We start from the raw sequence: 23990 nt of genomic DNA, 5'->3' as shown, positions 1-23990 counted from the left end.
AATTTGGACAATCTAGTGACTGCATTTTGGAGGCTAAGAAATTGGGAAACTGGAAGAAAATCGCCGATAATGAGGGAAAATACTTGCTCATGAGGTAAAGCAAGATTACCACTGAATGAGGAGGTGCAGCATGAGTGATCTGAACAACCTGTTCGAACCTATCGCCGCGGAGTCGGTGGTGGATCTCGTCGCCAACCAGGTGGAGAGCCTCATTGTTCAGGGTATCCTGCCTGAGGGAGCGCGCCTGCCATCCGAAAGAGAATTGTCGGAACGTTTTGACGTATCTCGCCCGAAGGTGCGCGATGCGCTCAAGCGGTTGGAGGATCTGGGGCTGCTCCATGTCCGCCACGGGGAGGGGACATTTGTCGCCCAGCTCTCCGGTCAGGCGATGACCCCGGCTCTCATCGATCTTTACGCCCGCCACGGCGTTGCCTTCTACGATTACCTGGAATACCGCAAGGAACAGGAAGCCTTTGCGGCACGACTGGCAGCCGAACGGGCGACTTCATCGGATCGGGCTGCGATCGAGGACGTTGTTGCCGAGCTGCAACGGGCTCAGGAAGAGGGCGACCTTGAGGCGTCGGAAGAGGCGGACGTCAGGTTCCACAGCGTCATCGTCAATGCCAGCCACAACGCCATGCTCATTCACATGATGCGCTCGATCTACGACCTCACGCGCCGAGGGGTCTTTTACAATCGCCGGTACCTGCGCACGATTGACGGATCCGGCGAACGCCTGCTTGAACAGCACCTGCGTATTGCTGCCGCCGTCCTTGCAGGCAACCCCGCGGAGGCCGAAGCTGCAGCGCGTGATCATCTCGATTTCGTTGAGATGTCGTTCCGTGTCGGCGAGGACCGTGAGCGGCGCGAAGCTTTTGCCAAGAAGCGCAAGCAGGCGTCTGGGCTGTAGGTCGCCAACGCGACGAGACTGGAACGCTGAGCCGAAGGGAGCCGCCAAGTGGATAGCTTGCGGTCGCATGCGCCTGTTCCCAGCCGATCCATGTATGACAAGCCGGGAGTGACAGAACCTGACTGCATTTACCCAGGCTTGGTGAGCAACGCTGATCATCTGATCCATGTCGGCCTGAGTGCTGAGAACTGGCGTTTGTCGCTACCGTCAGGCAGAATTATTGAATCAGCGTTCCAACCGGAAATTCAGAACGAGGATTCCGAAATGGTGTCAGAACTTAAAGTCCTCGCAACATCAATCGTTTCAGTGGCTATGATTTCCTCGGTCGTGGTGGCGCAAGACTACGGTTACGTCAGCGACAATCACAGCTGGTCGCTGAGCTGCAACAAGTCCGGCTACGTCTTGCAGTCACAATATCCAGTGACCCGCTTCCATGAAGCAGGGGCTGGGTCCTCGGTAACGCGCGAAAGGGAAACGCTCTATCTGGGCCGATCCTGCGATGCGTCGAACACCGTTTTGGGTGAAGGCAAATGGTGCTGGGCCAATGGCGGATTTTTCGCTGAGCTTGGCCAGCATAGAATGGGATTTCCTCGCCAGGAACTCGTTTGCCCGAATGAGGCTGACGATGTCCTGGACTGCCGGTGTTGACCGTCAGTCGAGACGTGCATGAGTTTTTGGCAACGGATTCCCTGTCAGGTTAGGCAATCGCCTGTTCGGCCAGTCTTGCGGATATCGGTCTGCTGGTTGGACTGTATCTGGCACCTGGAGTGTTCATTGCCATTCCCGGCGGAGCGATCGCTGTCCGCTTGGGTGACAAGCGCGTCGTTGCACTCGGCATGATCATGATACTGGTTGCGTCCAGGCTGTTGGCGTGTGCCGGTGATGTCATTTTCAACGTCGTCATGACCAAAATGCTGGTCGACTGGTTTTCCGGAAAAGAAATTCCACTGCAATGGCAATCTTCGTGAATTCCTGGCCCGCGGGTATTGCTGCTGCTCTGCTGTTACTTCCTGTCACCGCGCAGGTCGGCGGACTTGCCTTGGGTTGGTGGATGGTGTCAGGCTTTATTCTTTCCGGGCTGATCGCTTTTTTCACCCTCTTCCAACCGCTAGAAGATGTGGAGGCAACCGCGGGTCTCCGGTTCATCATACTGCCCCTCTACCCTCTTTTTGCTCGCCGAATGGACAACCTGCTGAAAGCTCGCATCTGGGAATTAACCGGCGGCATCGGAATGAGGTTGGCAATCGCCCCCATCCCTGCAATGATTCTGAGATGTTGGGGAATCAGTTTCAACCCGTGATAGGTGCCGCCCTATTTGGACGGTTTGCGCCTGGAGGTGACTCATGACGGAGGACGGGGAGGACGGCGGCCACGTGCCCGTGCTGGCGTGGACCGCCACGCTGCTGTGCGGTCTGGCAACTGCCTATAACAGCGGTGCCTTAATGGCTGCGGCCCCGTTCATGAAGATCGATCTCGATCTGGACAGCAACACCCTGCAATGGGTGATGATCTCCTACATGCTGGTCGCCACCGTGCTGGTCGGGGTGATGGGCGGTTTCTCCGACATCTTCGGACGACTCAGACTGCTGATGATCGGTGCGGTCATGTTTTCGCTCGGGTCCGCAATCTGCCTGTTTGCAGATAGCGGCGCCATGGTCATCGCCGGCAGATCGGTGCAGGCAGTGGGCGGTGCCGGTATCTTCGGCACCGGCGTCGCGGTACTCACGGTGGCCACGCCCGAGCGGTTGCGGACGCTTGCCCTCGGCCTCTGGTCGGCGGCCGTGGCGCTGGGCCTGGGAATAGGGCCGTTGATCGGCGGCATGCTGACCGATTTGTTCGACTGGCGGGCGATCTTCGCTTTCGACATCGTGCTGTTGGCTGCGGGGTTCCTCGCCTGCCTGGTGGTCGCCCGGTCGCATCTTGTATCCGAGGAAACGGCGGCCCGAACGGAAACCGACTATGCTGGCGCCGCGTTCATGATGGCGTCGTTGGGCGCTCTCACCCTGGCACTCAGCCGCGGCACGGAAAGCGGCTGGGGTTCGCCGGAAATCGTGTCTCTGCTGATCGGCTCCGCGGTTGCCGGCGCCGGCTTCTTCTGGCGCGAAATGCGAATCGAAAAACCGATGTTCGCCCTGCGCTTCTTTCGCCGGTCGAGCTATGTGGCAGCAGCGGTGGGGACCTTCATCTCCGGATTCGCCATGTTCGGGCTGATCTACTATTTCAACCAGTTCGTGCAATCTCCCGAGGGGCTGCGCTACTCCGCCCTGGCCAGCGGTGCCGCACTGCTGCCCTGCACGATGCTGTTCTTCGTCGGTTCGATCGCTCTGCCACGCCTTCTCGCCGACGCCGATCTGCGCTGGCCGACAACCCTGGGCATGGTGCTGATGGCCGCCGGTTTCTGGCTGCTGCGCGATTTGTCAGCAGATGTGTCCTATGCCGACATGTGGTGGAAACTCGGCCTGATCGGTCTCGGCCTCGGTCTGACCTTCGGGTTGCTGCCGAGAGTCGGCATGCGCGATCTCCCGGACAGTGATACCGGGCAGGGTTCCGGCGTCATCAATGTCTGCCTCTATGTCGGCTTCACCTTCGGCATCGCCGCCTGCGGCGTCGCGGTCGCGGCGATCCGGCACACTGCCGTCACGACGACAATCGCCGGTCTGTCTTCAGGGCCCGTGGACCGCACCGGCGCCATCCATGATCTGGTGCACGGATCGAACTCGGCCGTCGCCAAGGTGTTGCAGGCCTTTACCGATAATGACGCCGCACAGCTCAGGGCTGCATTGGGCCGGGCGCTTGAACACGGTTTTGAAGGCGTTGTCACCATCCTGGCCTTCACATCGGCCATTGGCGCGGTTCTTTGCGCGGTGCTGCAGCGAAAGTCGCGAGCTGCGTGACCGGCAGTTTCTGACCTTTTGTGACCCACTTCACAAACAGATAATATTATTTCGTGTTGCAGGCACCAACAACAAGTATTGTTTGAAGAATTATCATTCTTTGACATGGATAAGCTGCACAACAGAAAAACAGGCCCTTTTCGGAAACTGTCGCATTCCAGGTCTGTTTATGAATTCCGAGACCGGCAAACCAACGGAACAGTAGGTTGAATCCAGTTGTTCCATCAACTGACGTTCCGTACGGATCGAGTAGAACGCTTGCAGCAACAATCCCTAGACAACGAAATTTGTGCCAGTTTCATGTAATGCAAAGGTCCTCTTTCCTTGATGCGCAGACAACGGCAGTTCCGGGCTGCGTCGCCATTTGTTGTGCGCATCGGTAGTCTTTATCGTCGGCAAAGATTTGCGAAAAACGCTGACGCATTGATGCTACGTGAGCTTCTGAACTTTCGAGTAACCTACGTAGGAGTACTCCTTTGTTCAGCGCGGTCGTCAGTCGTTTGATCACTTACGGATGCACTAAGATCCTTCAGGTAATTCCGCGAGCCAGTCCAGCCCGTGGCCAACCCATTCGGCGGGAATGGAATGGCCGTGTTCGTGCAGGCAAAGCTCGAGGACGCGTCCGCTATTGCTTTTGTCCCATCGTGTGCAGGAGAGGCGCTGGTCACCGCTTTCCACCTCTCGACTTTGTCCCGAAACGCCGTTTGTCTGCGAGAGGATGTCAAATCCCTCGGGGATCGGCATGGAATTGTAGATGCCGATTTCGTCAAAAGCGACGACACGATCTTCCAGTCCATGGATATGGCGCAGGTTGACCGGGCCGGCCGGGCAAGTTTCCGGATTTGATCGCCAGAAACCGCCTGCGATTGGAGCATAGGCTCTGAACAGATCGCCTGTATAGCAGGCGACATTCCACACCATCGACGCCCCGCGGGAAAAGCCAGAGGCGAGCGTTTGTTGCTCGTCAATGGGCCAGCGCCGGCGAACGTCCTTCAGAATGGCGCGAATATAGGCCGCTTCATCGCGCCCGCGCTCGGCCCGACCGGAACCGATCTGGCGCCAGTAGCCAGTTTGGGCATATGGAGCCACGAAGAGCGCTCCCCGTTGCGTTGCGCCATTGACCATCGCCCGGTTGCGGAATGTGCCTTCAGGGGATCCGTTCCAGCCGTGAAAATAAACAACCAGACGAAGCGGGGTTTTGCGGTCCCAATCTGCCGGTTCCGCGGCCAGATAGTACCCGCCATCCACTTCGCACTTTGTATTTGTGCCGCAGGCTGCGGCTGCAAAGGGAATGAAGAAAAGAAACAGCGAAAGAATGATCGCACGCATCGGTCAGCCTCTTGGATTGCGGGAGAAGATCATTTGCAGCGCGCCGGTGACCTGCAAGGCAAATATGCGTGAAGCCCATTCCCTTTGAAGACCGCTTGGTTGTACCGTTCGCCGGTTGTACGTTGCGAGCCGCAGCTATCGTTGATTCTTACAAGATGTCGGCTCAAATCGGCGTTTCGACATCATCCGGAGACCGCAGCAAGTGCTCAAGCTCGACCACATCACCGTTATCGCACCAACGCTGAACGAAGGTGTTTCGCATGTTCGGGAGTGCCTCGATCTCGACGTTCCGTTCGGAACCCGCCACGAATACATGGGCACGCATAACCACAGGCTTCAGCTTGGGGGCCGGATCTATCTGGAGATCGTGGCGCTTGATCCTGAAGGTGTGTTGCCTGGGCGAGCACGCTGGTTCGGTCTCGATGACCAGCAAAGTGTTCGATCGGACTGGGAGGAAGGCCGGCGACTGCGGGGTTGGGTCGCCAATTCGGACAGTTTCAATTCCATTCCCTCGGAGCATCGAGCTCACTTCGGCGGCGAGGTGCCGCTGCCTTTCGACAAGCCATCCTTTGCCTTTTGCATTCCCGAAGACGGCTCGCTTCCGCTTGACGGTGCGGTGCCGTCGCTGATCGACCATAAAGGCGATCCCACTTCGATGGCTGAGATTCCCGATCTTGGGACGCGGCTTCGATCACTGACGCTTGAGCATCCTGATCCTGTTGCAATTGAAAGAATGTACCGGGATCTGATGGTTGATCAGCCGCCGGAAATTGTCAGGGGTCCCAAGGTCCGCTATCGGGCCGTGATCGAAACACCGACAGGATTGAAGGAACTGACCTGACCGCCGCCACCTTTTCCGATCATCCCGATTTCAGCGACCAGGCATCCGTTCACTGTTGTTGCAAACGGATCACCAGGAAACGGCGCGCATCGGTGCGCCGAAAACCACATGCCAAATGCCGGCGCACGTCTTGCAGACTGTCAGTGTCCTCCGACTTCTCCCGGATTTTTTCGGAAAGAATTCCAGATCGGCAGGATCAGTTTGCTGGAGATCGGGATCAGGATAAGTCCGAGAACCAGCCCGAATACGCCATCCTGCGCGGCAGTGGCAGCCCAGGTAACAAAGCCTTCAGCCTGTCCGATGGCATGCGCCAGACCGTGGGCCAGGTCATGGATCTTGCTGTAGAGCCAACCGACACCAAGTTCTTTCATACCGTGCAGGACGATTGAGCCGCCAACCCATAGCATGGCGGCGGTGCCGACAATCATGAGCAGTTTCATGAAGCCGGGCATGGCCTTGACGATGCCCCGACCGAGCGCGCGGATGATCGACAGGCGGCCCTTGGCGGACATCATCAATCCAAGATCGTCTGCTTTGACAATCAGTGCGACGGAGCCGTAGACCATCACCGTGATGCCGATGGCGACGACCGCCAGAGTTGCTGCTTCCATCCAGATGCTGCCATCTGGGATTTCGGCAAGCGCTATGGTCATGATTTCTGCCGACAGGATGAAGTCGGTTTTGATGGCGCCGGACACTTTCTGCTCCTCCAGGTGAACGGCGTCCACCGGCGCGCTTGCCGGCTTGTCGGCTGTCTCATGCTTGGGGGCGAACAGGTGATGGATCTTCTCTGCGCCCTCAAAGCACAGATAAGCTCCGCCAAGCATGAGAAGCGGCGTGATCGTCCACGGGGCGAAGGCATTCAGCAGCAAGCCGATGGGCAGAAGAAAAATCAGCTTGTTTTTCATCGAGCCTTTGGCGATGCGCCAGACAATCGGGAGTTCGCGCGCAGGGCTGAAGCCGGTGACGTATTTCGGAGTTACGGCCGCATCGTCAATGACGGCACCGGCGGCCTTGGATCCGGCTTTTGCCGCTTGACCAATGACATCATCCACCGAGGCCGCAGCAACTTTTGCAATGGCCGTGACGTCGTCGAGAAGGGCAAGTAGTCCGCTCATTGTCGATCCTGATTTGTTTTGCGCTTTGGGGAGGCGAACATACGGTGTTTTTGCGACAGCTGGAATGCTTCAAGCTTCGCTCGGCACCGCCACTGTAAATCTTGCCCCTCGTCAATAGTTTCAGGCATCGGGGCGGCACTCAATATGATTACGGCGGGCATCCACAGGCATCCTTGGGGGGGCATCAAATTCTGACGGTCCCTTTGAACTGGCAAAATTGCAAGGCGCGAATTTGGAGCGCTTTTACCCGGCGACATTGTTGGCGCGAGCACGAATGTGCCCTGATCGAAATATTCCGACAAAAACCGTCTCAAAGTCCGGCGCGCCGCAAGCCTTCCACGAAATGCCTGAGGTCTTCCGTTTCCTTGTCCGGTTGGACCGAGGCCCAGTGATCAATGTCGAAGTTCGGATGGGCCTTGAGAACCATCTCGGCCTCGTGTTTCGCATCTTCCATCTTGTTCAACATGCCGTAGCTCGCCGCCAGAATTCTGCGCCCCTCGGTTGGGTTCTGCATGGACTTGATGCTCGAAATGGCCTCTTCGTATTGCTTGAGATTGTAGTAGGCGCCGCCAAGGTGCCAGAGATACTGGTCGGGATAAAAGGGATTGAGCTTCATGGCTTTTTCCAGAAGCTCGATTGCTTCCACGGAGCGTCCGCAGTGAGCAAGCGCATCGGCCATGTCCGACATGAGGTCGGCGTCGTTGGGATTGAGCTTGACCGCGCGCTCATAGGCGCTGATCGCCGCATCGTGCTCCTTGCGGTATAGATGCGCAAAACCGAGTTCACCGAAACCGCGCGCGTCCAGTGAATCCAGCTCGATCGCATCAAGCGCCAGAACAAGTGCGTTGTCTATGGCAATCTCCGGTTCCGGTGCCCAGTTGTAGCGCCAATCCAAATTCAATGTCCGGGATTTGGCAGCCATTGCACGCGCGTAGTTCGGATCGTTGTGAAGAGCGTTTTCATAAAGCTCGCGCGCGTAACTGACGCCAATGCGGGTGTAGCTGAAGATGTAGCGCTGACCCTGCAATACAAAGCCGTAGGCCGCCATGTTGGCCGGAGGTGTCTGCTTTAGCCTGTCGAGTTCCGATGATTCAATTTTCGCTGCCGTGGCGGAGACGATGATCTGGGTTATCTCGTCCTGCAGGTCGAACAGGTCCTCGATCTCCCGATTGTATTGCTCTCCCCATATTGTCCGGTTGCGGATGACATCGATGAGTTCGATGGTGATCCTGATCCTGTTGCCCGCTTTTCTGACAGAACCGTTGACAACGTACCGGACGCCAAGTTCACGCGCTGTTTCAAGTGGTGTCATCTGCCGGTCGTTGTAGATGTAGGCGGAATTTCGCGAGATGACGAAGAACTGGTGGAATTTTGACAGGCTTGTGGTGATGTCTTCGGTGAGGCCATCTGCGAACCAGCTGTCGGTTTGATCGCTTCCCTGAAAGGCGAAGGGCAGAACCACGATTGACTGGTCGATGATCGGGCCACCTTCGCTTTCGCCGGTGTCCTTGCGTTCGCGCCGCAGGCCAGCGGTCATCGCCGCACTGGTCGGATTTTCATGGATCTGGAAGACGTCGATATTGTCCTTGATGTTCTTGAATTTCTGCGCGCCGAGATATTCGTACCCGATTGCCATCTTGCCGCTGACGCTGTCATAGACAGAGCCTGAAATGCAGATACGGCCCGGTTCGGAAAAGGATTCTATGCGCGAGGCGATATTGATGCTGTCACCGGACAGATCGCCGTCACTCTGAAGGACGTCTCCCAGATTGATGCCGAAGCGGAAGATGATCTTCTTGTCTCCGGCAAGGTCCTCGTTCATCTCCTGCAGCTGGTTCTGGATTTCCACTGCGAATGTCACCGCGTCAACCGCGCTGTTGAACAGCAGAAAGATGCCGTCACCGGCGGTGTTGATGACTTCTCCGGAATGGGATTGGGCAAGGGCCGTGAATTTTTCCAGGCGCGCGCGAACGGCGAGGGTGGTCCCGACTTCGTCTTCGCCCATCATGCGGCTATAATTAACGACGTCTGCAAATACGATTGCAGCGAGGCGTCTTTTCAAGCCGTGCTCAGACCCGCCGTTCATATTACTATACCGTCAATTAGGAAACCTTGGCCGCTTGATTAGTTCAAAGGGCGACCTTGTAAGGCGTTCGCTGATGTATTGTCTGTTATCTGTCCACTCAGACCTAAGAAGACCAACGTGGATTGTATCATGATGTTGGCCGTCTGCGTACCAGCCTTCACGGGTGCGGCCTTCTTCTGCGAACCCCGTGGCTGACAGGAGTTTCCGGGAGGCCTCGTTATCGGCCCGGTAGATGGTCGATACCCGATGCAGGCGAAGCTGGCCGAATGCCAATTCCAGCAATGCCAGCAACATCGTAGATGCCAGCCCGACGCATCTGTATTCCTTGGAGACGAACATCGGGATGACGGCGTCCCCGTGAATGTAGTTTATCGCCTGAACACCACAGACGCCGACCGGTTTTCCGTCCGGGTCTTCCGTAATAAACCAAAGCGCTTTCGGAGGATCGTTGAACTGCAGAGCCGGTTTCCAGCTTTCAACGACATACTGCCGGTTCACGGGCACGGGCAAGCCTCGGTCGAAAAGCGCAATATCCTCGAAACAGGCGAACCAGTGATGCAAGGAGTCCAGGTCCTCTTCATTCATAGGTCGGAAGAAAATTTTTGTCTTGTCTGCCAAAATTTGAAACTTCTCACTTACAGGAAGATATCAGTACAACTTTAATTCCACATGCAATCAAGAAGATTCCTGAATCTGAAGAGCTCAAGATGACGCAGGGTTTCAAGAAAAAAATATAGTTTGCATGTTTTCAGAGAAGGCGATTTCTCAAGACAGAGAGGTTTTGTCGATTGGGAACGAGTCTTTTTGACGGAGTTCCGCTTGGTATGAATTCTCGGAAATCTTTTGGGCGCTGATACAGAAATTGAAAAAAGTCGGATCGAGTTTGATTTCGCAGATTCGGGTGCAATGAAATTTTAAATTGTAGTTGCCATCGTCCGTGTGGTTTTGATTGTAAGGTTCAGCTGTGAAACAAAATCGATCATTCGGCAAACGCACCCAGACATCCGATCCAGGGACCAAGGCAATCATGTCGAGGCAAAAAACGGCGAAGGATGGGGAAGCTGACTACGTAGATCCTTTCTTTGTACGCATCGCTGTCAACCGTCCTTGGCCCGTAATCGTGGCAATCGGTATTGCAGTTTCGACCATCGCGAGCGCTTTCTATTGGACTGCGGACAAAGAATTTCCGCCGTTGACGCTTGTGCCAATTGTGCTTGTCATTGGCGTCGTTGTTTATCTGCAATGCAGAGGCATGCAAAAGGAAATGCAGGGAGAACGCGCCAAAAGGAAACGAGCCTTTCAGGCCAAGTATCCTTTGATCCCGATTGCGGGTGTTGTCGCTGGTGCGGTTTTTTTCATGATCACGAGGCAACAGGGACCCGGCGATATTCTTTCCTATGACTGGTCGGGCATTTTTGGAATTCGTGAAAACATAGAAGGTGAAGAGCCGCTACCAATCACTTTGGCCGACTATATGGCCATGGGTGGGAGCGTGGCACTTGCGATTGCGATGTTGTGGCACAAGTTTGCGAAGAGCTGGGGCATTCGATAGTCAGGCCGTGGTTTCCTGAAAATGAGCAACGCCGGGTTTCCGAAACCCGGCGTTGGGCCTTGTGGATGCTTTCAATAAGCTTGCAGTCTTATAACGCCCCGACTTCCTTGTAGTAGCGCTCGGCCCCGGGATGCAGTTTGATCGTGCCTTCTGCCTTGGCGCCATATTCGGGAGTGAGGACTTTTGCCCACGGAGCATCGGAGGTGATGTTGCCGACATTTTCCCAGAATGCCTTGGTCATCTGATAGACGAGGTCTTCATCCATGTCAGTGCGAACAGCAATGCTGACACCGGTATCGTTTGACATGACCGGACCGTCATTGATCTGATTTTCGTAAAGTCCTGCAGGCACTTCCGCCCGGTGACGAAATTTGCCGAGGAACTTGTCGACGGCTTCGCCAGTGTGATCTTCAGGCCCGATGAAGCGGACTTTTTCCGTTTCGGTGAACTGGATGAACTGTTGGCACGGATCGATGCAGCCGTTCACATACATGTCGATCTTGCCATCCAGAAATGCCTGAAATCCGGTTTTCCAGTTTGCCTTGATGGCGTCGTAATCCTCACCCGCGACCAGACCCGTCGTTGCTGCTATCCAGCCTTTTGCGGCATTGTAGGCACCACCGCCCTGAGGGCCGAGAAACACCGTGGCGCCTTCGATGTCATCCAGATATTCAATGTCGCTGTCCGCACGAACGGCAAAATGATAGGCCCCCCATGGAAAGGCCATCAGTTGGCTGACATTCGCGGCAAGCGCCTCGTTATCCTCCACGTCCTTGTACATCGCCTTCTTGTTGGTGAGCAGAAAGTGGATCGTCGGAGATCCCATCGACATATCCAGATTACCATTTGCGACCTCAAGCATATGCACGGTCGCGGCTCCGCCGGCTGCAACTTCAATCGATATACCGTCCACGTTCTCCGTCACGATATTGGCAAAGGTAGACATCGTGATTGCCTGACCAAGGCTTGGAGCGATCGTGGCCATCTTGAGTGTTACGTCCTCCGCCCAGCTGGAAGTGGCAAACAGCGTCGAAGCAAAAATGGTGGCCAGAGTGAGTTTACGCATGATGTTTCCTCCCTTTGTCATGCGAATTCGTTGGATGCGCGCGACGTTGCGCGGTTCATCAGAAAGTGTCTGCCGAGCAGAAGAAGACACAGCGCAACGGCTCCGCCTGCTATCATCAGGTTCGGCACGAGCGTCAGAAGTCCCAGAATGAGCCTCGCAATCCGTTCGCCCGTTCCAATTGCACTCCTGTCAAATCCGCTGAGAGCGGAGGCGGTCATCCACATGGCAAACGCGAAAGCGATGATGACCCAGAAGAATTCAAACCAGCCGACCGCGGTGATATCGAGCATGGCCCGGCTGTTCGGGAGCTCTTCCCCAAACCAGACGAAGAGCATCTGCAACTTGTAGAGAACGGCAGGATGATAGACGAAAACGAACGGGATCAGGAACCCGGCAACGCCTATGCGTGCTGCCTCGAAACCGGTTCGAACAGGGTCCGCGCCGGCTATTGGCGCCGCGGCAAAGGCGGCAAGCGCAACTGGCGGTGTTACCGTTGACATGACCGCAAAGAACACCACGAAGAGATGCAGCGTCAAAGGTGGAATGCCAACAGTTTCAATGCCGGAGCTCAGCGCGATCACGATGATGAAATAGGTGGCACCGGGAGGCAGTCCCATGCCCAGAACAATCGACCCCAATGCAACGACAATCAGGACGAGAGGCAACGGGCCGCTTGCGAGTTGAGTGAGCAGCAGGGCGAGGCGTCCGGAAAAGCCCGATACCTGGATCAATCCGACGATCAGGCCGATTGCGGTGACGATCACGACAATAGCGGCTGACATGCGTCCTGCGGAGACGAATGCCGACCACAGGCGTTCAGGTGACCTGAATGCGGGAAAAAGAACCAGTGCGGCAGCGAGCGCGGCTGCGAGACCGTAAAACCCGGCCTTCGGCACGGAGGGTTGAACGAACAGGAAATAAGTGAGGACTCCAAGCGGGAAGACAAAGACCAGGCACTGAACAAGTTCGTTACGGTTCAGTGCAGGTCTTTCGTCTGCGGGAAGTTTGCCGATGCCTTGTTTTCTGGCCTCAAAGTAGATCGTCAGAAACGTGCCGAAATAGTAGAACACTGCCGGAAGGATCGCGGCCACCACAATATAGCGATACTCGAGGCCGATCTGTCCGGCGACGAAGAAGGCAACCACACCCATGACCGGTGGCATCACCTGACCGCCGGTTGAAGCGGCAGCTTCCACCGCACCCGCGAATGCGGGCCTGAAGCCTGATTTCTTGATGACTGGAATGGTCATGACGCCGGTGGAGACGACGTTTGAGATCGCGGCCCCCGAAAGTGTGCCGAAAAGTGCTGAACTTGCCACCGCAGCATGGGCCGCGCCGCCAACAAAGCCCCCGGTGAGGCGGTTGGCGATCTTGAGGAGCAGATCGCCCGCTCCAGAGGCCATCATCACGGCTCCAAAAACGATGTAGATCAGGACATTGGTTGAGACGACCTGAAGTGGTTGGCCGAACATGCCGCCTGTCTGCGCCCAGAAATTCTGCACCATCGAGCGTAAGTTCTGCAGAAAGCTGGCCTCGGACCCTGCAAGAATTCCGGTCCATTGCGGTAGGTCACCGCGCACGAAGAAATAGACGACCCAGAACAGGCAAAACGCAACGATGAAGCCGCCGAACATCCTCCAGGTCAGATACAGCGTGATTGCAGTCGCGAGCGGAAACATCAGATAGTCGATCGGCTGAGCCGAAGGCAACGCGCCGCCATCCGTTGCGAAGATTTTTACGATCCAGGCAACAAAGGCAACGAGCGCGAGCACCGTCAGGAGCCAGTTCAGCCACTGCAGCTTTCGGGAGCGATGAAGCGTCAGCAACGAGATCGAAAAGGCAAATAGAATGGGAAGGCCGAGGATCAGCCCGGTCGGCAGCATGAAGTTTCTTTCGAAACTTCGATAGCTGCCTCCAAGCCAATGTTCGCGGAGGAGCATTCGTTTGTCGCGGCGCGACAACTCGTCGAAACCGGGTGTAGTGATCTCGATGAACCACCGGACAAATTCCGAAATCGGTCCCGATGCCGCATAGATCAGGATGATCAGGGTAAAACAGAACGCAATTGCATCCGACAAACTGACATTCAGTCGCCCCGTAGGGTGTTGCCCGTCTATCGCCGTATCCGGGCTCTCAAGCGCCTCATTCTGCGGCATCTTCGGCCTCTTCGATATGGGTCTGCCTGACTGGCCCGCGATAGGCCCGGGTCAGCTCAGCCGGAACCTCGGTGCCGTCCTTGAGGAACGGAAGTATGCCCTTGCGCTTTGATTTGCCGCGCATGGCCTTGATATCGTCTTCCGATCTTGTGACGCGCTGGGCCAGCCGGCGGCCCCACTGGGCGAGATATCCGTAGAGGCGATCGATTTCAGCCTGATGTCCGGTTCCTTTTGCCAGATCGTGAAACTCTTCAGGATCCGTCTCCAGATCAAACAACATCGGGCGAAAACCGCCTTCCGCATGCATCAGTTTGTAACGGCCGTCAAAGACCATGAACAGGCGCGCGTCACGTGGTTCAAGGCCGAGTTTGGCACATTGCGGCGTTGGCGAATAATCGAATTCGCTGATCACGTAGTCCCGTCTGTGGCCGTCCTCACCGTGAAGGAAAGGCAACAGGCTGCGGCCTTCCAGAATGTGGTCGGGCACCTTGTCGCCGGCCACTTCGACAAATGTCGGGGCAAGATCGATGGCTTCGACCAATGCGTTGCACTGTGTTCCGCGGGTTTCGTCAGCTTCAGGGCGCGGATCATAGACTATCAACGGTACCTTGACCGACTGCTCGTGAAAGAGATCTTTTTCGCCGAGCCAATGATCTCCGAGATAATCGCCGTGATCGGAAGTCAGGACGATCATTGTATCGTCCATTCGGCCGGTGGCTTCCAGAAAGTCCAGCAGTCTTCCAAGCTGGTCATCACACTGTTTGATCAGGCCCATATACGCGGGGATCACCTTGTCGCGAACCTCGTCCTGCTGGAACGCCCTGGCAATCGGACCGTTCATGTAAGCGCCGTAAACAGGGTGTGCTTCCTCGCGTTCGCTCGCGTGCCTTATCGGCTGCGGAACGTGATTTTTGCCATACATGTTGTGATACGGCGCGGGCACAATGTATGGCCAGTGCGGCTTGATATAGCTGACATGAGCACACCATGGCTCTTCTGCCTGCTTGATGAACGAAATTGCCTGCGACGTCAGCCACGGCGTCTCGCTGTCCTCTTCCCGGATGTTGGCGGGCTTGTCGGCGTTGTCGAACATCCAGCCGCTGGCGAGCTCATTGTTCTGAATGCCGGCATTGGCAAAGTCGGCCCAGGGGTTGTCGCTGTCATAGCCTTTCGATTTCAGATACTCGTTATACGGAGATCGTTTTTCGTCATAAAAACCATCCGGACCTTGGCCCCACAACCCGTCGTCGCGGACCCACACATCGAAGCCGCATTCTTCCTGACGTGCGCCGATCACGCTGTCTGGACTGAGGCCGAGGCGGGCCATTCCTTCCTTGTCGGCCTTCATGTGGGTCTTGCCGATCAGCCAACATCCCATGCCCGCCTTGCGAAGGTGATCGCCCATGGTCTGCTCACCGACGCGCAAGGGGAAACCGTTCCACTGAGCTCCGTGAGACGAAGCATAGCGCCCGGTGTACGTGCTCATTCGGCTTGCACCGCAGATCGGCGATTGCACATAGGCGTTTGCAAACCGCACGCCCATTGCGGCAACGCGGTCAAAATTCGGTGTGTGCAGATGCGGATGACCGGCGCAGCTCAGATAATCGAAGCGCAACTGATCATACATGATGAACAGAATATTCAGCGGATCCCCTCCCAAGTTCGCTTAGCGGTCAGGGTAAATCCAACGACCCATAGCTATCAAATGAGTATTTTTCCAGATGGAGAATTTTGGTTATGGCTTAGTCCCAATCCTTGCAGTGATCCTGAACCAGATCGGCAAAGGCGATCGCAGCTGGTGTCAGTACCCGATCTTTCGCCGAGGTCAGCGCGATCGAGACGGTTGGAAGCGGATCCTCAATGGGAACGATCCCGATGTCCCACTTTGAACGGATTTCAGGAATCGGCAGGCTGGGAAACGAACACAGAAGATCTGTCCCTTCCAGCATGGAAAGAAGGCTGAGGACAGAATCGGATCGTGCGAATGGTTCGGGGGGGGCAATGCCTCTGTCTTCGAAAAACTGATAATAGACCGGACGCCGATCCTTCGGTCCGATCATGATCCAGCGTCCGTTCCGCAGTTCAACCGGATTGGTCACGCTCAGATACTTCGACTGGCTGCCTGTCAGGATCGAGATCGGGGTTGTGAACAGTTCGATGGCGTGAAGGCCCGGAAGATCATTTGAAGAGGGGCAGGGGCCCAGGACAAAATCTGCTTCTCCCCGGCGAAGCGGAGAAAAGGCAGCCGGCGCGTGGCCACCGGTAATTCCGATTTTCACGCCTGGAAACCGTTGCTGAAACCGACGCAGGACGGTCGGAACAATCTTCAGGGCAGCAAGGGGGGAGACGATAATGTCGATCGTGCCGACGTAGTCACCTTGGATCTGTGCGATTTCTTCGCGAAGTTTCTTGATGTCGCCGAATATCTTTCGGCACCGATCTACGATGATTTGTCCTTCCTTCGTCGGCACCACTCCATAGGACGCGCGAAAGAAGATTGGAGTTCCCAGGTCGGCTTCAACGGCCTTCAGGGCTTTCGTGATTGCCGGTTGCGTTTTGTTCATCCGCTGAGCGGCAGCGCCGAGGCTGCCAAGATCAGCGATTGTCACAATCAACTCAACGTGCTGGGGCTTCAATCGGCCCTCCCGTTTGCATCCACATTCTCAACTTGAGAATAGAAGAATGAGCTCGGGAAAAGAAGTGCAGCAAGGTCGTGCCTCTTGGTAACAGGTCGAATTTGTGTCTGTCAGCTATGAACCTGTGGACTGAAACTGAGCATCATCGCTGAAGTTTTTCAGATAGTCCTCCGGAGATGGGCCGACTGTGAACTCGAAATCAGGCGCCCACGTACTCCGGATGCGGGATATCCGCCGACTGAGATAAAGGTCCCAATCACGCCTAATGCCGGAACGTGCAATGTCCGATTTCGAAGGCAAGGTTTCGAAAAAGTGCTCCATGCCACGCAACGCGGAGAAGTGGCGCGGCGGACAAACAACGATCACGGTTTCAAAGGAATTCAGTTTTTTCAGCTGACTTAGGACTTCTTCGGATAGATGCTCCGCCTCTTGATCGAGTGCCCAGACAAGAGCGACATTGCCCTGTTGTCGCGTTTCCGAAAGCAACACGGCACCCGACTTTCGACCGGTCACGAGATTGCGGAGGCTGCGCAGCGCAAATCGGAGGCTAAGATTGTGAAAGCGTTCTTTGATCATTCTCTCTTCCGAGATCTAACCCCGATCTATCGGGGTTTCCGGCAATTGCGCCAGTATCCGCAATTGTTGGGCGATTTGCGTAGCACCGTTCCAGCAGTCCTGGTTTCGTGCACAGGCCAATGTCATGGCGTTTCGTGCTTCCGGGTTGTGAAGAAGCAGCAGTTTTTCGCCAATGCCGTATGGGTCGTCGGCAGAGCAGTTTAGATTCCAACCTGCGCGTGCGCCGTATACGGCCCTTGCTTCCTGAAGGTCCATTTCCGGATGGCTGTTTGGAACAAAGAGGGTGGGAAGCGCAGCTGCGATATTTTCATGGAAAGTGTTGTATCCTGCAGCGCAAATTGCATAGTCGAATGCCTTCAGATAGCGGCCGAGAGGGAAGACCTTGCGGGACAGCAGACGCTCATGAAAATCGGACCGGTCGTCAATGTGCAGCGGAGACCTGACGTCGACTGCAATGGCGTCGGGGTGCCTGTCCAGAAACTCCAGCAGGATCTGACGGGCAAGTGTCATGTCGAAATTCGCCTCTGAACCCAGCTGGAGCAAGCAGAGCGTCGCGTTCTCCGGCAGGTTGAGTTCCCGTCTTGCATGCGTTTTGCCCAACTGATGGTTCGGCTGGGTCAGCAGGACAGGGTGGACCCTGGCAAACCGTTCCGGGTCGTTTCCCGCGTATCCGGGGTCCATGGCCTGACACAGCTCTCCGGGTTCGAAAACCGCGTCGAAATGGCCGTCAAGAGATGACAACTGGGGCTGGTCCGTGCGCCAGAGGCCGCGCCGGATCCAGACGTTGGGGCAATTTCCATAGGCGTCAACGGCTCCCAGAAACCCGGCATACGGCACACTTCCGTCAAACAGGACCAGAGACGGCTTGTATAGATTGAGCGCGTCGAGCAGCTCCTGAAAGAAATAGGCATTCCAGATCTCGGTATCCAAGTCCAGTCGGCGGCTGAACGGACGAAACTCGGCCAGGTACCCCATTGAGCGTGCGATTTCGATGGCTTCTGACATTGAGAAGAAGACAGTGTTCATGTCCGGGCCGAGTGCCTTGGCGATAGCGAGTTGACGTGAAAGGTGCCCAAGACCAACCCCATTGGAAGTGACTGAGATGACCACAGGTCTTGATCGCGTGGTTGGGGCACCTGTCGTCGCTGGGCGTGGCTCCGTTGGGATGTTGGCAACCTGGTCGAACTTCTGCGTGTACAGGTCCAGCCCGAAGTTGGATTTCACGAAAGAAAGAGCGTTTTCGGCGGTTTCGTCCATCATCGTGCAGCTGGATAAAAGACGATCATAGACTTGAGGAGCCTGCTTCGGTTCCGCATAGAAACAGGCCTCGCCATATATCTCCTCCAGGTAGCGCGGTATGACGCATGGCAGTCCGCATGCAAGCGCTTCCAGCACGCAATAACCAAAGGCCTCAATCAAGCTGTCGGAGTGAAAGTAGCTATAAACGTCAAGGTCTTGCAGAAATCCGGAGATGGGAAGTTTCGAAAATGGGAGGACTAGCCAGTTGCTGGGAATGGTCTCAAACTGGTCGAGGTAGGACTGGGATGCGCCCATCATGCGAAAGCTGAACCTCGATGAAGCCGGATAACAGGCCAGAGCATCTTGAGGGGCGGGCCATTTGTCAGGACTGGGCCGGCTGTGCCGCCCGATGACAAGTTTCGAGTTGTGGGAGCGTGGCCGCTTTCGTGGAAAATCGGACGGATCGATCAGGTTGATCCAGTCACTGCCGTGCAATGCATGAGAAAGACCATTCAGCTCTAGGTCTTTCCGAACGATGTTGCTGACGGGCAGCAGTTTCAATGGATGGCCAAACCAGTCGGTTGCCAGGTCGAACCAGTGTTCCGTCAGGAAGTTCGGTCTTCCTCTTCGGTCTCGCGTTGTTTGGTGGACGACAAGATAGAACGTGTCCGCGGCGAACTCGGTTCTGCAAGGCACTTTCGCGTCCAGCAGAGACGGGTGGTAAAGGAGGGCGATCCTTGCTCTTGGTTTTTCGGTGCGCGGAACGATGACGGTTCCGGTCGAGCGGATTTCTTCAATCAGGGATGCGCTCAGAACCTGGTTGCGGGCGAATAATGGAGATGACAAGGGAATGATCCCGGCCTTGAGGCCAGCCTGCCCACAGGCGCGAAGATCATATTTCAATGAAGTGGTGGAACCGCCGGGAAAGCGCAGGTCAGCAAGATAGAGGACGTCAAGATCCATGTTTCAATCCGTTTGGGGACATCGGCAATTTCAATTTAACCTGCTGACTTTCCAGAGACAGAACCTCCGTAAAGTCGCCATAGCTCCAGACCGCGATTGAAGAGCGGGCCAGGCAACCCGTCCAGGGCGCCCTCATAATAGCCTGCCGTCTTCATGCTAGACTGAACTTCTATGATTGTGTCGCGTGACCAGCTCAGCGCTTCGGCTGTGATTTTGGCCAGGGTTTCACCCCTGTCCGCAGTCAATGCGGACAGAAGAAGCTCTGACGCCTTGCGAGGCGACTTCTCGGTGTGAAAACCTTCATCGTAAATTGCGGCAGCTGCCAGGGCTGCTTCCGCATAGCCCTGCTGAGCGGCCAGTTCGAAATACTCAACTGCCTGTTCAGGCGACTTGTAAATGCCTTCCTTGGCAAAGACACCAAGGTTGAAAGTCGCTCTGGCAGCTCCTTCGGAGGAGGCATATTCCAACAGCGTGATTGCGCGTTGAACGTCGCGCGGGCCGCCGGTTCCCGTGTAAAGAGAGACAGCGAGATTGATCGCCCCGTCGGCGCTGCCATTCTGGTAAGCTTGCTCGAAATGCTCTCTTGCTGCCGAGAGGTCTTTGGGCACGCCTTGCCCCAGCTCATACAGCAATCCCAGGCTTACCAGTGCCCTCGTGTTACCGGCAGTTGCCGCCTGCTTGTAAAAGTCGATGGCACTGTCCGTGTTGCCGACCGCAGCATACGCCCGGGCGAGCAATGCCTTGTAATGGGCGTCTTCCGGAAAAGTCTGAATTGCAACCTGACATGCATTGATCGCAGCTGTTGCGTTATCTGCCAGGCGATTGAGCGAGACCCCTTGAAAAGCGACCGTTGAATCGTTGGGATGTGTCGCGAACTTCCTGCAAAGTTCCGCAGAAGTCATGTTGTCAGGGTTGTCTGACGCCATTTGCGAAACGAGCTGCTTCGCCTGATCGACATTCGGGCCGTTAGGAAAGCGCTCTATGTAATATTCGAGCAGGGATTTGTTCCGGGAATCAAGCGCATTGGTCCAGATGGCGTCCTCCAGGCTGGAGACATTTTCCGGGTTTTCTGAACGGGCGGTTCCTGGCGATGAATTGCCTTTGCCGATAATGGATCGGGCTTCCTCCGCAAAACGTCCTTCTGGATAGCGGCGCAGGTAGAGGCCGATCAGTTCCGGGTCTTCTTGCCGGGCCGACAGTTGCCAAAGTCTGCCTTCCAGATCCTGTTCGGCCTCGGGACCCGGCTTGAAGAAGAATTCGGGTTTGACTGAAAACTGAACATAAGGAACCTGGGCGCCGCCGGTGTCCTTGCGCACATGCTTATTGACCTTGGCCAGGACTGAAAGAACCTCCTGCCCGGGAGCGCGCAGGTGTGAGAGCAAGGCCGACGCGTAAGGGCTGTTGTTGCCTGCGCCGTCATAGGCAACTTTGCCGGGCTGAGTGGCAAAGCCGATCAGGAACCCGCTCACATCGGGTGGTGGTGCGAGACCGGCCTTGAAGTGATCGATACGATCCTGGAACGGGTTGTTCTGGCACGCGTCCAGAAATACCATCTTGAAGGCACTGCTGCTGCCGACCTGTTCCAGAAGTTGATCGAAATGCAGGCTTTCGCTGACCAGGGTATCGACATCCTGAATGTTTGCATCCACCGGTATGAGATAGTTCTTGCCGCCCAACTGCACACCGTGACCGGCATAGTAGACCAGCACCGCGCCGGCATCTCGCTGGGCTGCACTTTTTGAAAACTCCTGGAGCTCCCTGGTGAAGTCCTCTTGCGTGGCGTCCAACACCAGGGTGACGTCAAACCCGAGTGTCTGAAGCGTTGCGGACATGCTCTCCGCATCGTTTCGCGCATTTGGCAACATATCGGAACCATAACTGGCATTGCCGACCACGAAAGCCATTCGCGTTTCCGCGTCACTGTTCTGTGCAGTAGCGCCGCCCGAAAAGGCAGAAACGAATGCCAGACTCACGCTGGAGACAAGACGGAACTTCCTGAGGCTTTGCCCGAATGAAGTTATGTAGCTTGTCATGACAGTGCTCCCGTCATATCGCGATGGCTTTTGCGAGGCTGATTTCGACCGCTTGCAGAGTTTCGGTGAGCACTGCGCGTTGCTGGCGTTGACGGTTTGCAATCACGATGTCCTGCGATCGGACGACGCTGATCTGCTGAACTTTGCCAATCCCCCGCTGAATGGCCGCGATGGCTTCTTCGCCACTGTCAGCTTCACGCACTTCAATAGCCATTTGTCTGACGATCGGGACCGCCGCTTCCGCCACCGCGCTTCCGCGTTTGGCTTCCCGATCCAGTCTGTCCCCGAGTTCCTCAAGCACCTCGGAAATACAAAGATAAGGCGTACCTTCGAGTTTGGCCCTGGTTTCGCACCTCTCAGCTTGCTTGCGAATGCGTACTTCCATGTTCAAGAAGCGTTCCAGGGTCATGCGCTCGTTGTCCGAGGTCGGTTCGTAATTGCCGTTGTTCTTGGGGACAAACAAGTGCAGGGGGATCGGATGGGTTCCCGATCCTGCCTCGACGCTGGGGGACTCGCTTTCGTAAGCAGCGACCATGATTTTTTGCTCTTTGGCGATGGACTGAACGTCCAGTCCTCCAACCTCACCGGGCGTTGGTGCAGGTATGGATAATGGACTGGTCGATAGGTCCAGTCTTTGCCTGGCCAATTGCCAGCTGTTTGCCTGAGCAGAAGTCGACACGTCCTGACCGTGCTCCCTGGCCGAACTCGTTGCTCCGGTAAGCCAGGTAACTAAAAGAGATGCCACAAAGGAAAGCAATCCTATCAGCTTGCGTTTCGTAATCTCTACCATGAGGTGTCCAAATAAAGAGGCATTATAACTATACGGAATTTTCAAATGTAATCTCAATAACGTACTTCAGATTTAGGGTGTTTTTGTCGCGAGGAAATCTGCTTAATCAAAAAAATCGTGTCTTTGGACGAGACGCAGTTGAGTGATTGCCTGCCATGGTCGCCAATTGCTGTGTCTAGGCTCTACGTATTGCTTACAAGGTTGCGCCGGTCGCGAAAGGGCCCGCTGTCACCGAGGGTACTGGAGCTGAATCATCCTGCGGCGCGTTCGCCAGTCTGCCGGCAAGCGGATTCGCCTCGTAGTTCCCCGATATTGCCGCAACTTCAAAAACATGCCAGCCTCTGACTCCAAGGCGGAGGAGAGAAGACATGCCTGAAATTTCCAGTGATCGCGATTGCCAGACCGTTATCACCACCTTCGAAATGACACCGGGAACCTGTTACGACTTGCTGGAGGAGCTTAAGGACGCCTACGAGAACTTTATTCGGCATCAGCCGGGTTTTATCGGTGCCGGGCTTCATGTGAATGACGCACAGACGCGCATCGCCAACTACTCCCAATGGCGCAAGAGGGAGGATTTCCTGGCCATGCTCCGTTCGCCGGAAATGCGTGAGCGCAATCGACGCATAAGCGCATTGTGCAAGCATTTCGAACCGGTCATGTATGACGTGGCGGAGAGTTTCGACATCTGACTGAAGTTCGGTATTGCAAGAATAGATAACGGCGGCGAACAAAGCTGATCGCCGCCCAAGTTCCGAGGACCTTGCTCGCTCCGCTGGTTTCAAGCGCGATCGAAGACGAGGAGTACCCTTCAATTTTCCACACAGGCCTACCGCCTGTGCCTGCTCTAAAGAATTACATGTCCTATCAGATTGTCGATTGTAACCATCTCGGCCCAGAGAGGCTGACATCTGCCATGAATGCGGCCTTTTCCGATTATGTAGTCCCGCTCTCCATGACGGTTGAAGCATTCAGGGATTTTCAGAAGCAACGCGGTTTTTCCGACCGCCATTCCTTCGTCGCACTCGAAGGTGAGGAGATTGCAGCCTTCTGGTTCTCTGGCTCACCCAGTCCGGCCTATGACAACAGAGCTTATACGCTATCGGTTGGAACCTGCCCGAAACATCGTCGCAAAGGTCTGTCCCGGCAGTTGCTGGAGGCGGTGATAGAGGTTCAAAGGTCTGACGCCGCAAGCGGTCTTCAGCTGGAAGTGGTTTCGACCAATGCCAAGGCCATCAAGGCATATGAAGCCTTCGGTTTTGTCAGCACGCGGAAACTGCGGGTGTGCAAGTTGAAGACGACAGGATTGATCGCTTCAAACCCGGGTGGCGTTGAATTCACGACCTTGAACGTTGATGAACTGCCCGAAGACGAAACCGGGTATTTCGATACCGTCCCGACACCTCAGAACAGCCGTTCGGCGTTGATCGGATTGGCTGAAACGACCCAAATCATTGGAGCCTGGCACGGTGACGACCTCGTGGGTTGGGGAGCGGTGTTTCGGGATGGCGCGGTTGCGCAGATTGGGGTCCGAAAGGACCGACGCAGATCGGGTGTCGGTCAGGCCATATTGTTCCAGTTGGCCGAAAGAGCTGGTACGGAACAGCTTACCTTTGTGAACATTGACGAAAGCGCGACCGGGATCAATGCGTTCCTGAACCAGGCCGGAGCGGAGGACATTCTGCAGCAATTTGAAATGCATCTCACTCTGTGAGGCGTTCTGAAACGGTGCGTTTCAAGCCGAACATTACTTCGATTTCATCTTGGCATTCTGGAAACCGGAAATTGTCGTGACCACATC

21 protein-coding genes and 1 pseudogene are annotated in these 23990 nt (G+C 55.8%); 8 read left to right on the top strand and 14 right to left on the bottom strand.

What is annotated here, in order from left to right:
• Window positions 1–130 precede the first annotated feature (130 nt).
• Both ABLQ08_RS00850 and ABLQ08_RS00845 read left to right on the top strand, forming a co-directional pair.
• On the top strand, window positions 131–910 hold the full coding sequence (locus ABLQ08_RS00850) for a FadR/GntR family transcriptional regulator (RefSeq protein ID WP_352938328.1): 780 nt from the start codon (window positions 131–133) through the stop codon (window positions 908–910).
• Between the two features lie 264 nt (window positions 911–1174).
• Window positions 1175–1558, top strand: coding sequence for a hypothetical protein (locus ABLQ08_RS00845; RefSeq protein WP_352938325.1), 384 nt, complete (start codon window positions 1175–1177; stop codon window positions 1556–1558).
• Between the two features lie 49 nt (window positions 1559–1607).
• Here ABLQ08_RS00845 and ABLQ08_RS00840 read toward each other — a convergent pair whose 3' ends face one another.
• Window positions 1608–1814, bottom strand: a complete 207-nt coding sequence (locus tag ABLQ08_RS00840; protein ID WP_352938322.1) for a hypothetical protein — start codon at window positions 1812–1814, stop codon at window positions 1608–1610.
• 48 nt (window positions 1815–1862) lie between these two features.
• Here ABLQ08_RS00840 and ABLQ08_RS00835 point away from each other — a divergent pair, with 48 nt between their 5' ends.
• Both ABLQ08_RS00835 and ABLQ08_RS00830 read left to right on the top strand, forming a co-directional pair.
• The gene (locus ABLQ08_RS00835; protein ID WP_352938319.1) at window positions 1863–2210 is read left to right on the top strand and encodes a hypothetical protein; all 348 of its coding nucleotides are present in this window, start codon (window positions 1863–1865) and stop codon (window positions 2208–2210) included.
• Window positions 2211–2253: 43 nt separating this feature from the next.
• On the top strand, window positions 2254–3804 hold the full coding sequence (locus ABLQ08_RS00830; protein ID WP_352938316.1) for an MFS transporter: 1551 nt from the start codon (window positions 2254–2256) through the stop codon (window positions 3802–3804).
• Between the two features lie 136 nt (window positions 3805–3940).
• On the opposite strand, the pseudogene ABLQ08_RS00825 reads toward ABLQ08_RS00830, so the two are convergent.
• Together ABLQ08_RS00825 and ABLQ08_RS00820 are read right to left on the bottom strand one after the other, a co-directional pair.
• Window positions 3941–4074 (bottom strand): annotated as a pseudogene (locus tag ABLQ08_RS00825) (transposase); the annotation flags it as partial.
• A 249-nt stretch (window positions 4075–4323) separates the two neighbouring features.
• Window positions 4324–5133, bottom strand: coding sequence for an alpha/beta hydrolase family esterase (locus ABLQ08_RS00820; protein ID WP_352938314.1), 810 nt, complete (start codon window positions 5131–5133; stop codon window positions 4324–4326).
• A gap of 202 nt (window positions 5134–5335) precedes the next feature.
• Here ABLQ08_RS00820 and ABLQ08_RS00815 point away from each other — a divergent pair, with 202 nt between their 5' ends.
• Entirely contained in the window at window positions 5336–5974 is a 639-nt protein-coding gene (locus tag ABLQ08_RS00815) for a VOC family protein (RefSeq protein ID WP_352938311.1), read from the top strand.
• Window positions 5975–6114: 140 nt separating this feature from the next.
• Here ABLQ08_RS00815 and ABLQ08_RS00810 read toward each other — a convergent pair whose 3' ends face one another.
• The 3 genes from ABLQ08_RS00810 to ABLQ08_RS00800 form a co-directional block, all read right to left on the bottom strand.
• On the bottom strand, window positions 6115–7092 hold the full coding sequence (locus ABLQ08_RS00810) for a DUF808 domain-containing protein (protein WP_352938308.1): 978 nt from the start codon (window positions 7090–7092) through the stop codon (window positions 6115–6117).
• A gap of 310 nt (window positions 7093–7402) precedes the next feature.
• Window positions 7403–9154 (bottom strand): tetratricopeptide repeat protein, encoded by a 1752-nt coding sequence (locus ABLQ08_RS00805; protein ID WP_352938305.1) that lies wholly within the window; start codon window positions 9152–9154, stop codon window positions 7403–7405.
• Window positions 9155–9190: 36 nt separating this feature from the next.
• A complete protein-coding gene (locus tag ABLQ08_RS00800) occupies window positions 9191–9796 on the bottom strand; it encodes a GNAT family N-acetyltransferase (RefSeq protein ID WP_352938302.1) in 606 nt (201 codons plus the stop codon).
• Window positions 9797–10205: 409 nt separating this feature from the next.
• On the opposite strand from ABLQ08_RS00800, the gene ABLQ08_RS00795 reads away from it, so the two are divergent.
• Window positions 10206–10730, top strand: coding sequence for a hypothetical protein (locus ABLQ08_RS00795; RefSeq protein WP_352938299.1), 525 nt, complete (start codon window positions 10206–10208; stop codon window positions 10728–10730).
• Window positions 10731–10818: 88 nt separating this feature from the next.
• On the opposite strand, the gene ABLQ08_RS00790 is transcribed toward ABLQ08_RS00795, so the two are convergent.
• The 8 genes from ABLQ08_RS00790 to ABLQ08_RS00755 form a co-directional block, all read right to left on the bottom strand.
• On the bottom strand, window positions 10819–11796 hold the full coding sequence (locus tag ABLQ08_RS00790; RefSeq protein WP_352938296.1) for a TAXI family TRAP transporter solute-binding subunit: 978 nt from the start codon (window positions 11794–11796) through the stop codon (window positions 10819–10821).
• A gap of 17 nt (window positions 11797–11813) precedes the next feature.
• On the bottom strand, window positions 11814–13952 hold the full coding sequence (locus ABLQ08_RS00785; RefSeq protein WP_352938293.1) for a TRAP transporter permease: 2139 nt from the start codon (window positions 13950–13952) through the stop codon (window positions 11814–11816).
• Window positions 13939–15597: a sulfatase-like hydrolase/transferase gene (locus ABLQ08_RS00780; protein ID WP_417714893.1), complete on the bottom strand. Its 1659-nt coding sequence runs from the start codon at window positions 15595–15597 to the stop codon at window positions 13939–13941. The genes ABLQ08_RS00785 and ABLQ08_RS00780 overlap by 14 nt, the downstream gene beginning before the upstream one ends.
• Before the next feature lie 97 nt (window positions 15598–15694).
• Entirely contained in the window at window positions 15695–16567 is an 873-nt protein-coding gene (locus tag ABLQ08_RS00775; RefSeq protein WP_352940491.1) for a LysR family transcriptional regulator, read from the bottom strand.
• Window positions 16568–16702: 135 nt separating this feature from the next.
• A complete protein-coding gene (locus tag ABLQ08_RS00770) occupies window positions 16703–17164 on the bottom strand; it encodes a hypothetical protein (protein WP_352938287.1) in 462 nt (153 codons plus the stop codon).
• Window positions 17165–17179: 15 nt separating this feature from the next.
• On the bottom strand, window positions 17180–19366 hold the full coding sequence (locus ABLQ08_RS00765; protein ID WP_352938285.1) for a glycosyltransferase: 2187 nt from the start codon (window positions 19364–19366) through the stop codon (window positions 17180–17182).
• A gap of 35 nt (window positions 19367–19401) precedes the next feature.
• Window positions 19402–21399: a caspase family protein gene (locus tag ABLQ08_RS00760; RefSeq protein ID WP_352938283.1), complete on the bottom strand. Its 1998-nt coding sequence runs from the start codon at window positions 21397–21399 to the stop codon at window positions 19402–19404.
• 13 nt (window positions 21400–21412) lie between these two features.
• Window positions 21413–22189 (bottom strand): hypothetical protein, encoded by a 777-nt coding sequence (locus ABLQ08_RS00755; RefSeq protein WP_352938280.1) that lies wholly within the window; start codon window positions 22187–22189, stop codon window positions 21413–21415.
• Between the two features lie 368 nt (window positions 22190–22557).
• Here ABLQ08_RS00755 and ABLQ08_RS00750 point away from each other — a divergent pair, with 368 nt between their 5' ends.
• Together ABLQ08_RS00750 and ABLQ08_RS00745 are read left to right on the top strand one after the other, a co-directional pair.
• A complete protein-coding gene (locus tag ABLQ08_RS00750) occupies window positions 22558–22881 on the top strand; it encodes an antibiotic biosynthesis monooxygenase family protein (RefSeq protein ID WP_352938278.1) in 324 nt (107 codons plus the stop codon).
• A gap of 167 nt (window positions 22882–23048) precedes the next feature.
• Entirely contained in the window at window positions 23049–23903 is an 855-nt protein-coding gene (locus tag ABLQ08_RS00745; protein WP_352938275.1) for a GNAT family N-acetyltransferase, read from the top strand.
• Window positions 23904–23990: the final 87 nt, after the last annotated feature.

This window comes from Roseibium sp. SCP14, assembly GCF_040329475.1.
Taxonomy (GTDB): domain Bacteria; phylum Pseudomonadota; class Alphaproteobacteria; order Rhizobiales; family Stappiaceae; genus Roseibium.
This window is presented reverse-complemented; position numbering and strand designations above follow the sequence as displayed.

Coding starts and splice junctions, on each gene's coding strand:
- ABLQ08_RS00850 (WP_352938328.1), top strand. CDS start 131: ATGAGTGATCTGAACAACCTGTTCGAACCTATCGCCGCGGAGTCGGTG.
- ABLQ08_RS00845 (WP_352938325.1), top strand. CDS start 1,175: ATGGTGTCAGAACTTAAAGTCCTCGCAACATCAATCGTTTCAGTGGCT.
- ABLQ08_RS00840 (WP_352938322.1), bottom strand. CDS start 1,814: ATGACGACGTTGAAAATGACATCACCGGCACACGCCAACAGCCTGGAC.
- ABLQ08_RS00835 (WP_352938319.1), top strand. CDS start 1,863: ATGGCAATCTTCGTGAATTCCTGGCCCGCGGGTATTGCTGCTGCTCTG.
- ABLQ08_RS00830 (WP_352938316.1), top strand. CDS start 2,254: ATGACGGAGGACGGGGAGGACGGCGGCCACGTGCCCGTGCTGGCGTGG.
- ABLQ08_RS00820 (WP_352938314.1), bottom strand. CDS start 5,133: ATGCGTGCGATCATTCTTTCGCTGTTTCTTTTCTTCATTCCCTTTGCA.
- ABLQ08_RS00810 (WP_352938308.1), bottom strand. CDS start 7,092: ATGAGCGGACTACTTGCCCTTCTCGACGACGTCACGGCCATTGCAAAA.
- ABLQ08_RS00795 (WP_352938299.1), top strand. CDS start 10,206: ATGTCGAGGCAAAAAACGGCGAAGGATGGGGAAGCTGACTACGTAGAT.
- ABLQ08_RS00790 (WP_352938296.1), bottom strand. CDS start 11,796: ATGCGTAAACTCACTCTGGCCACCATTTTTGCTTCGACGCTGTTTGCC.
- ABLQ08_RS00785 (WP_352938293.1), bottom strand. CDS start 13,952: ATGCCGCAGAATGAGGCGCTTGAGAGCCCGGATACGGCGATAGACGGG.
- ABLQ08_RS00770 (WP_352938287.1), bottom strand. CDS start 17,164: ATGATCAAAGAACGCTTTCACAATCTTAGCCTCCGATTTGCGCTGCGC.
- ABLQ08_RS00765 (WP_352938285.1), bottom strand. CDS start 19,366: ATGGATCTTGACGTCCTCTATCTTGCTGACCTGCGCTTTCCCGGCGGT.
- ABLQ08_RS00760 (WP_352938283.1), bottom strand. CDS start 21,399: ATGACAAGCTACATAACTTCATTCGGGCAAAGCCTCAGGAAGTTCCGT.
- ABLQ08_RS00755 (WP_352938280.1), bottom strand. CDS start 22,189: ATGGTAGAGATTACGAAACGCAAGCTGATAGGATTGCTTTCCTTTGTG.
- ABLQ08_RS00750 (WP_352938278.1), top strand. CDS start 22,558: ATGCCTGAAATTTCCAGTGATCGCGATTGCCAGACCGTTATCACCACC.
- ABLQ08_RS00745 (WP_352938275.1), top strand. CDS start 23,049: ATGTCCTATCAGATTGTCGATTGTAACCATCTCGGCCCAGAGAGGCTG.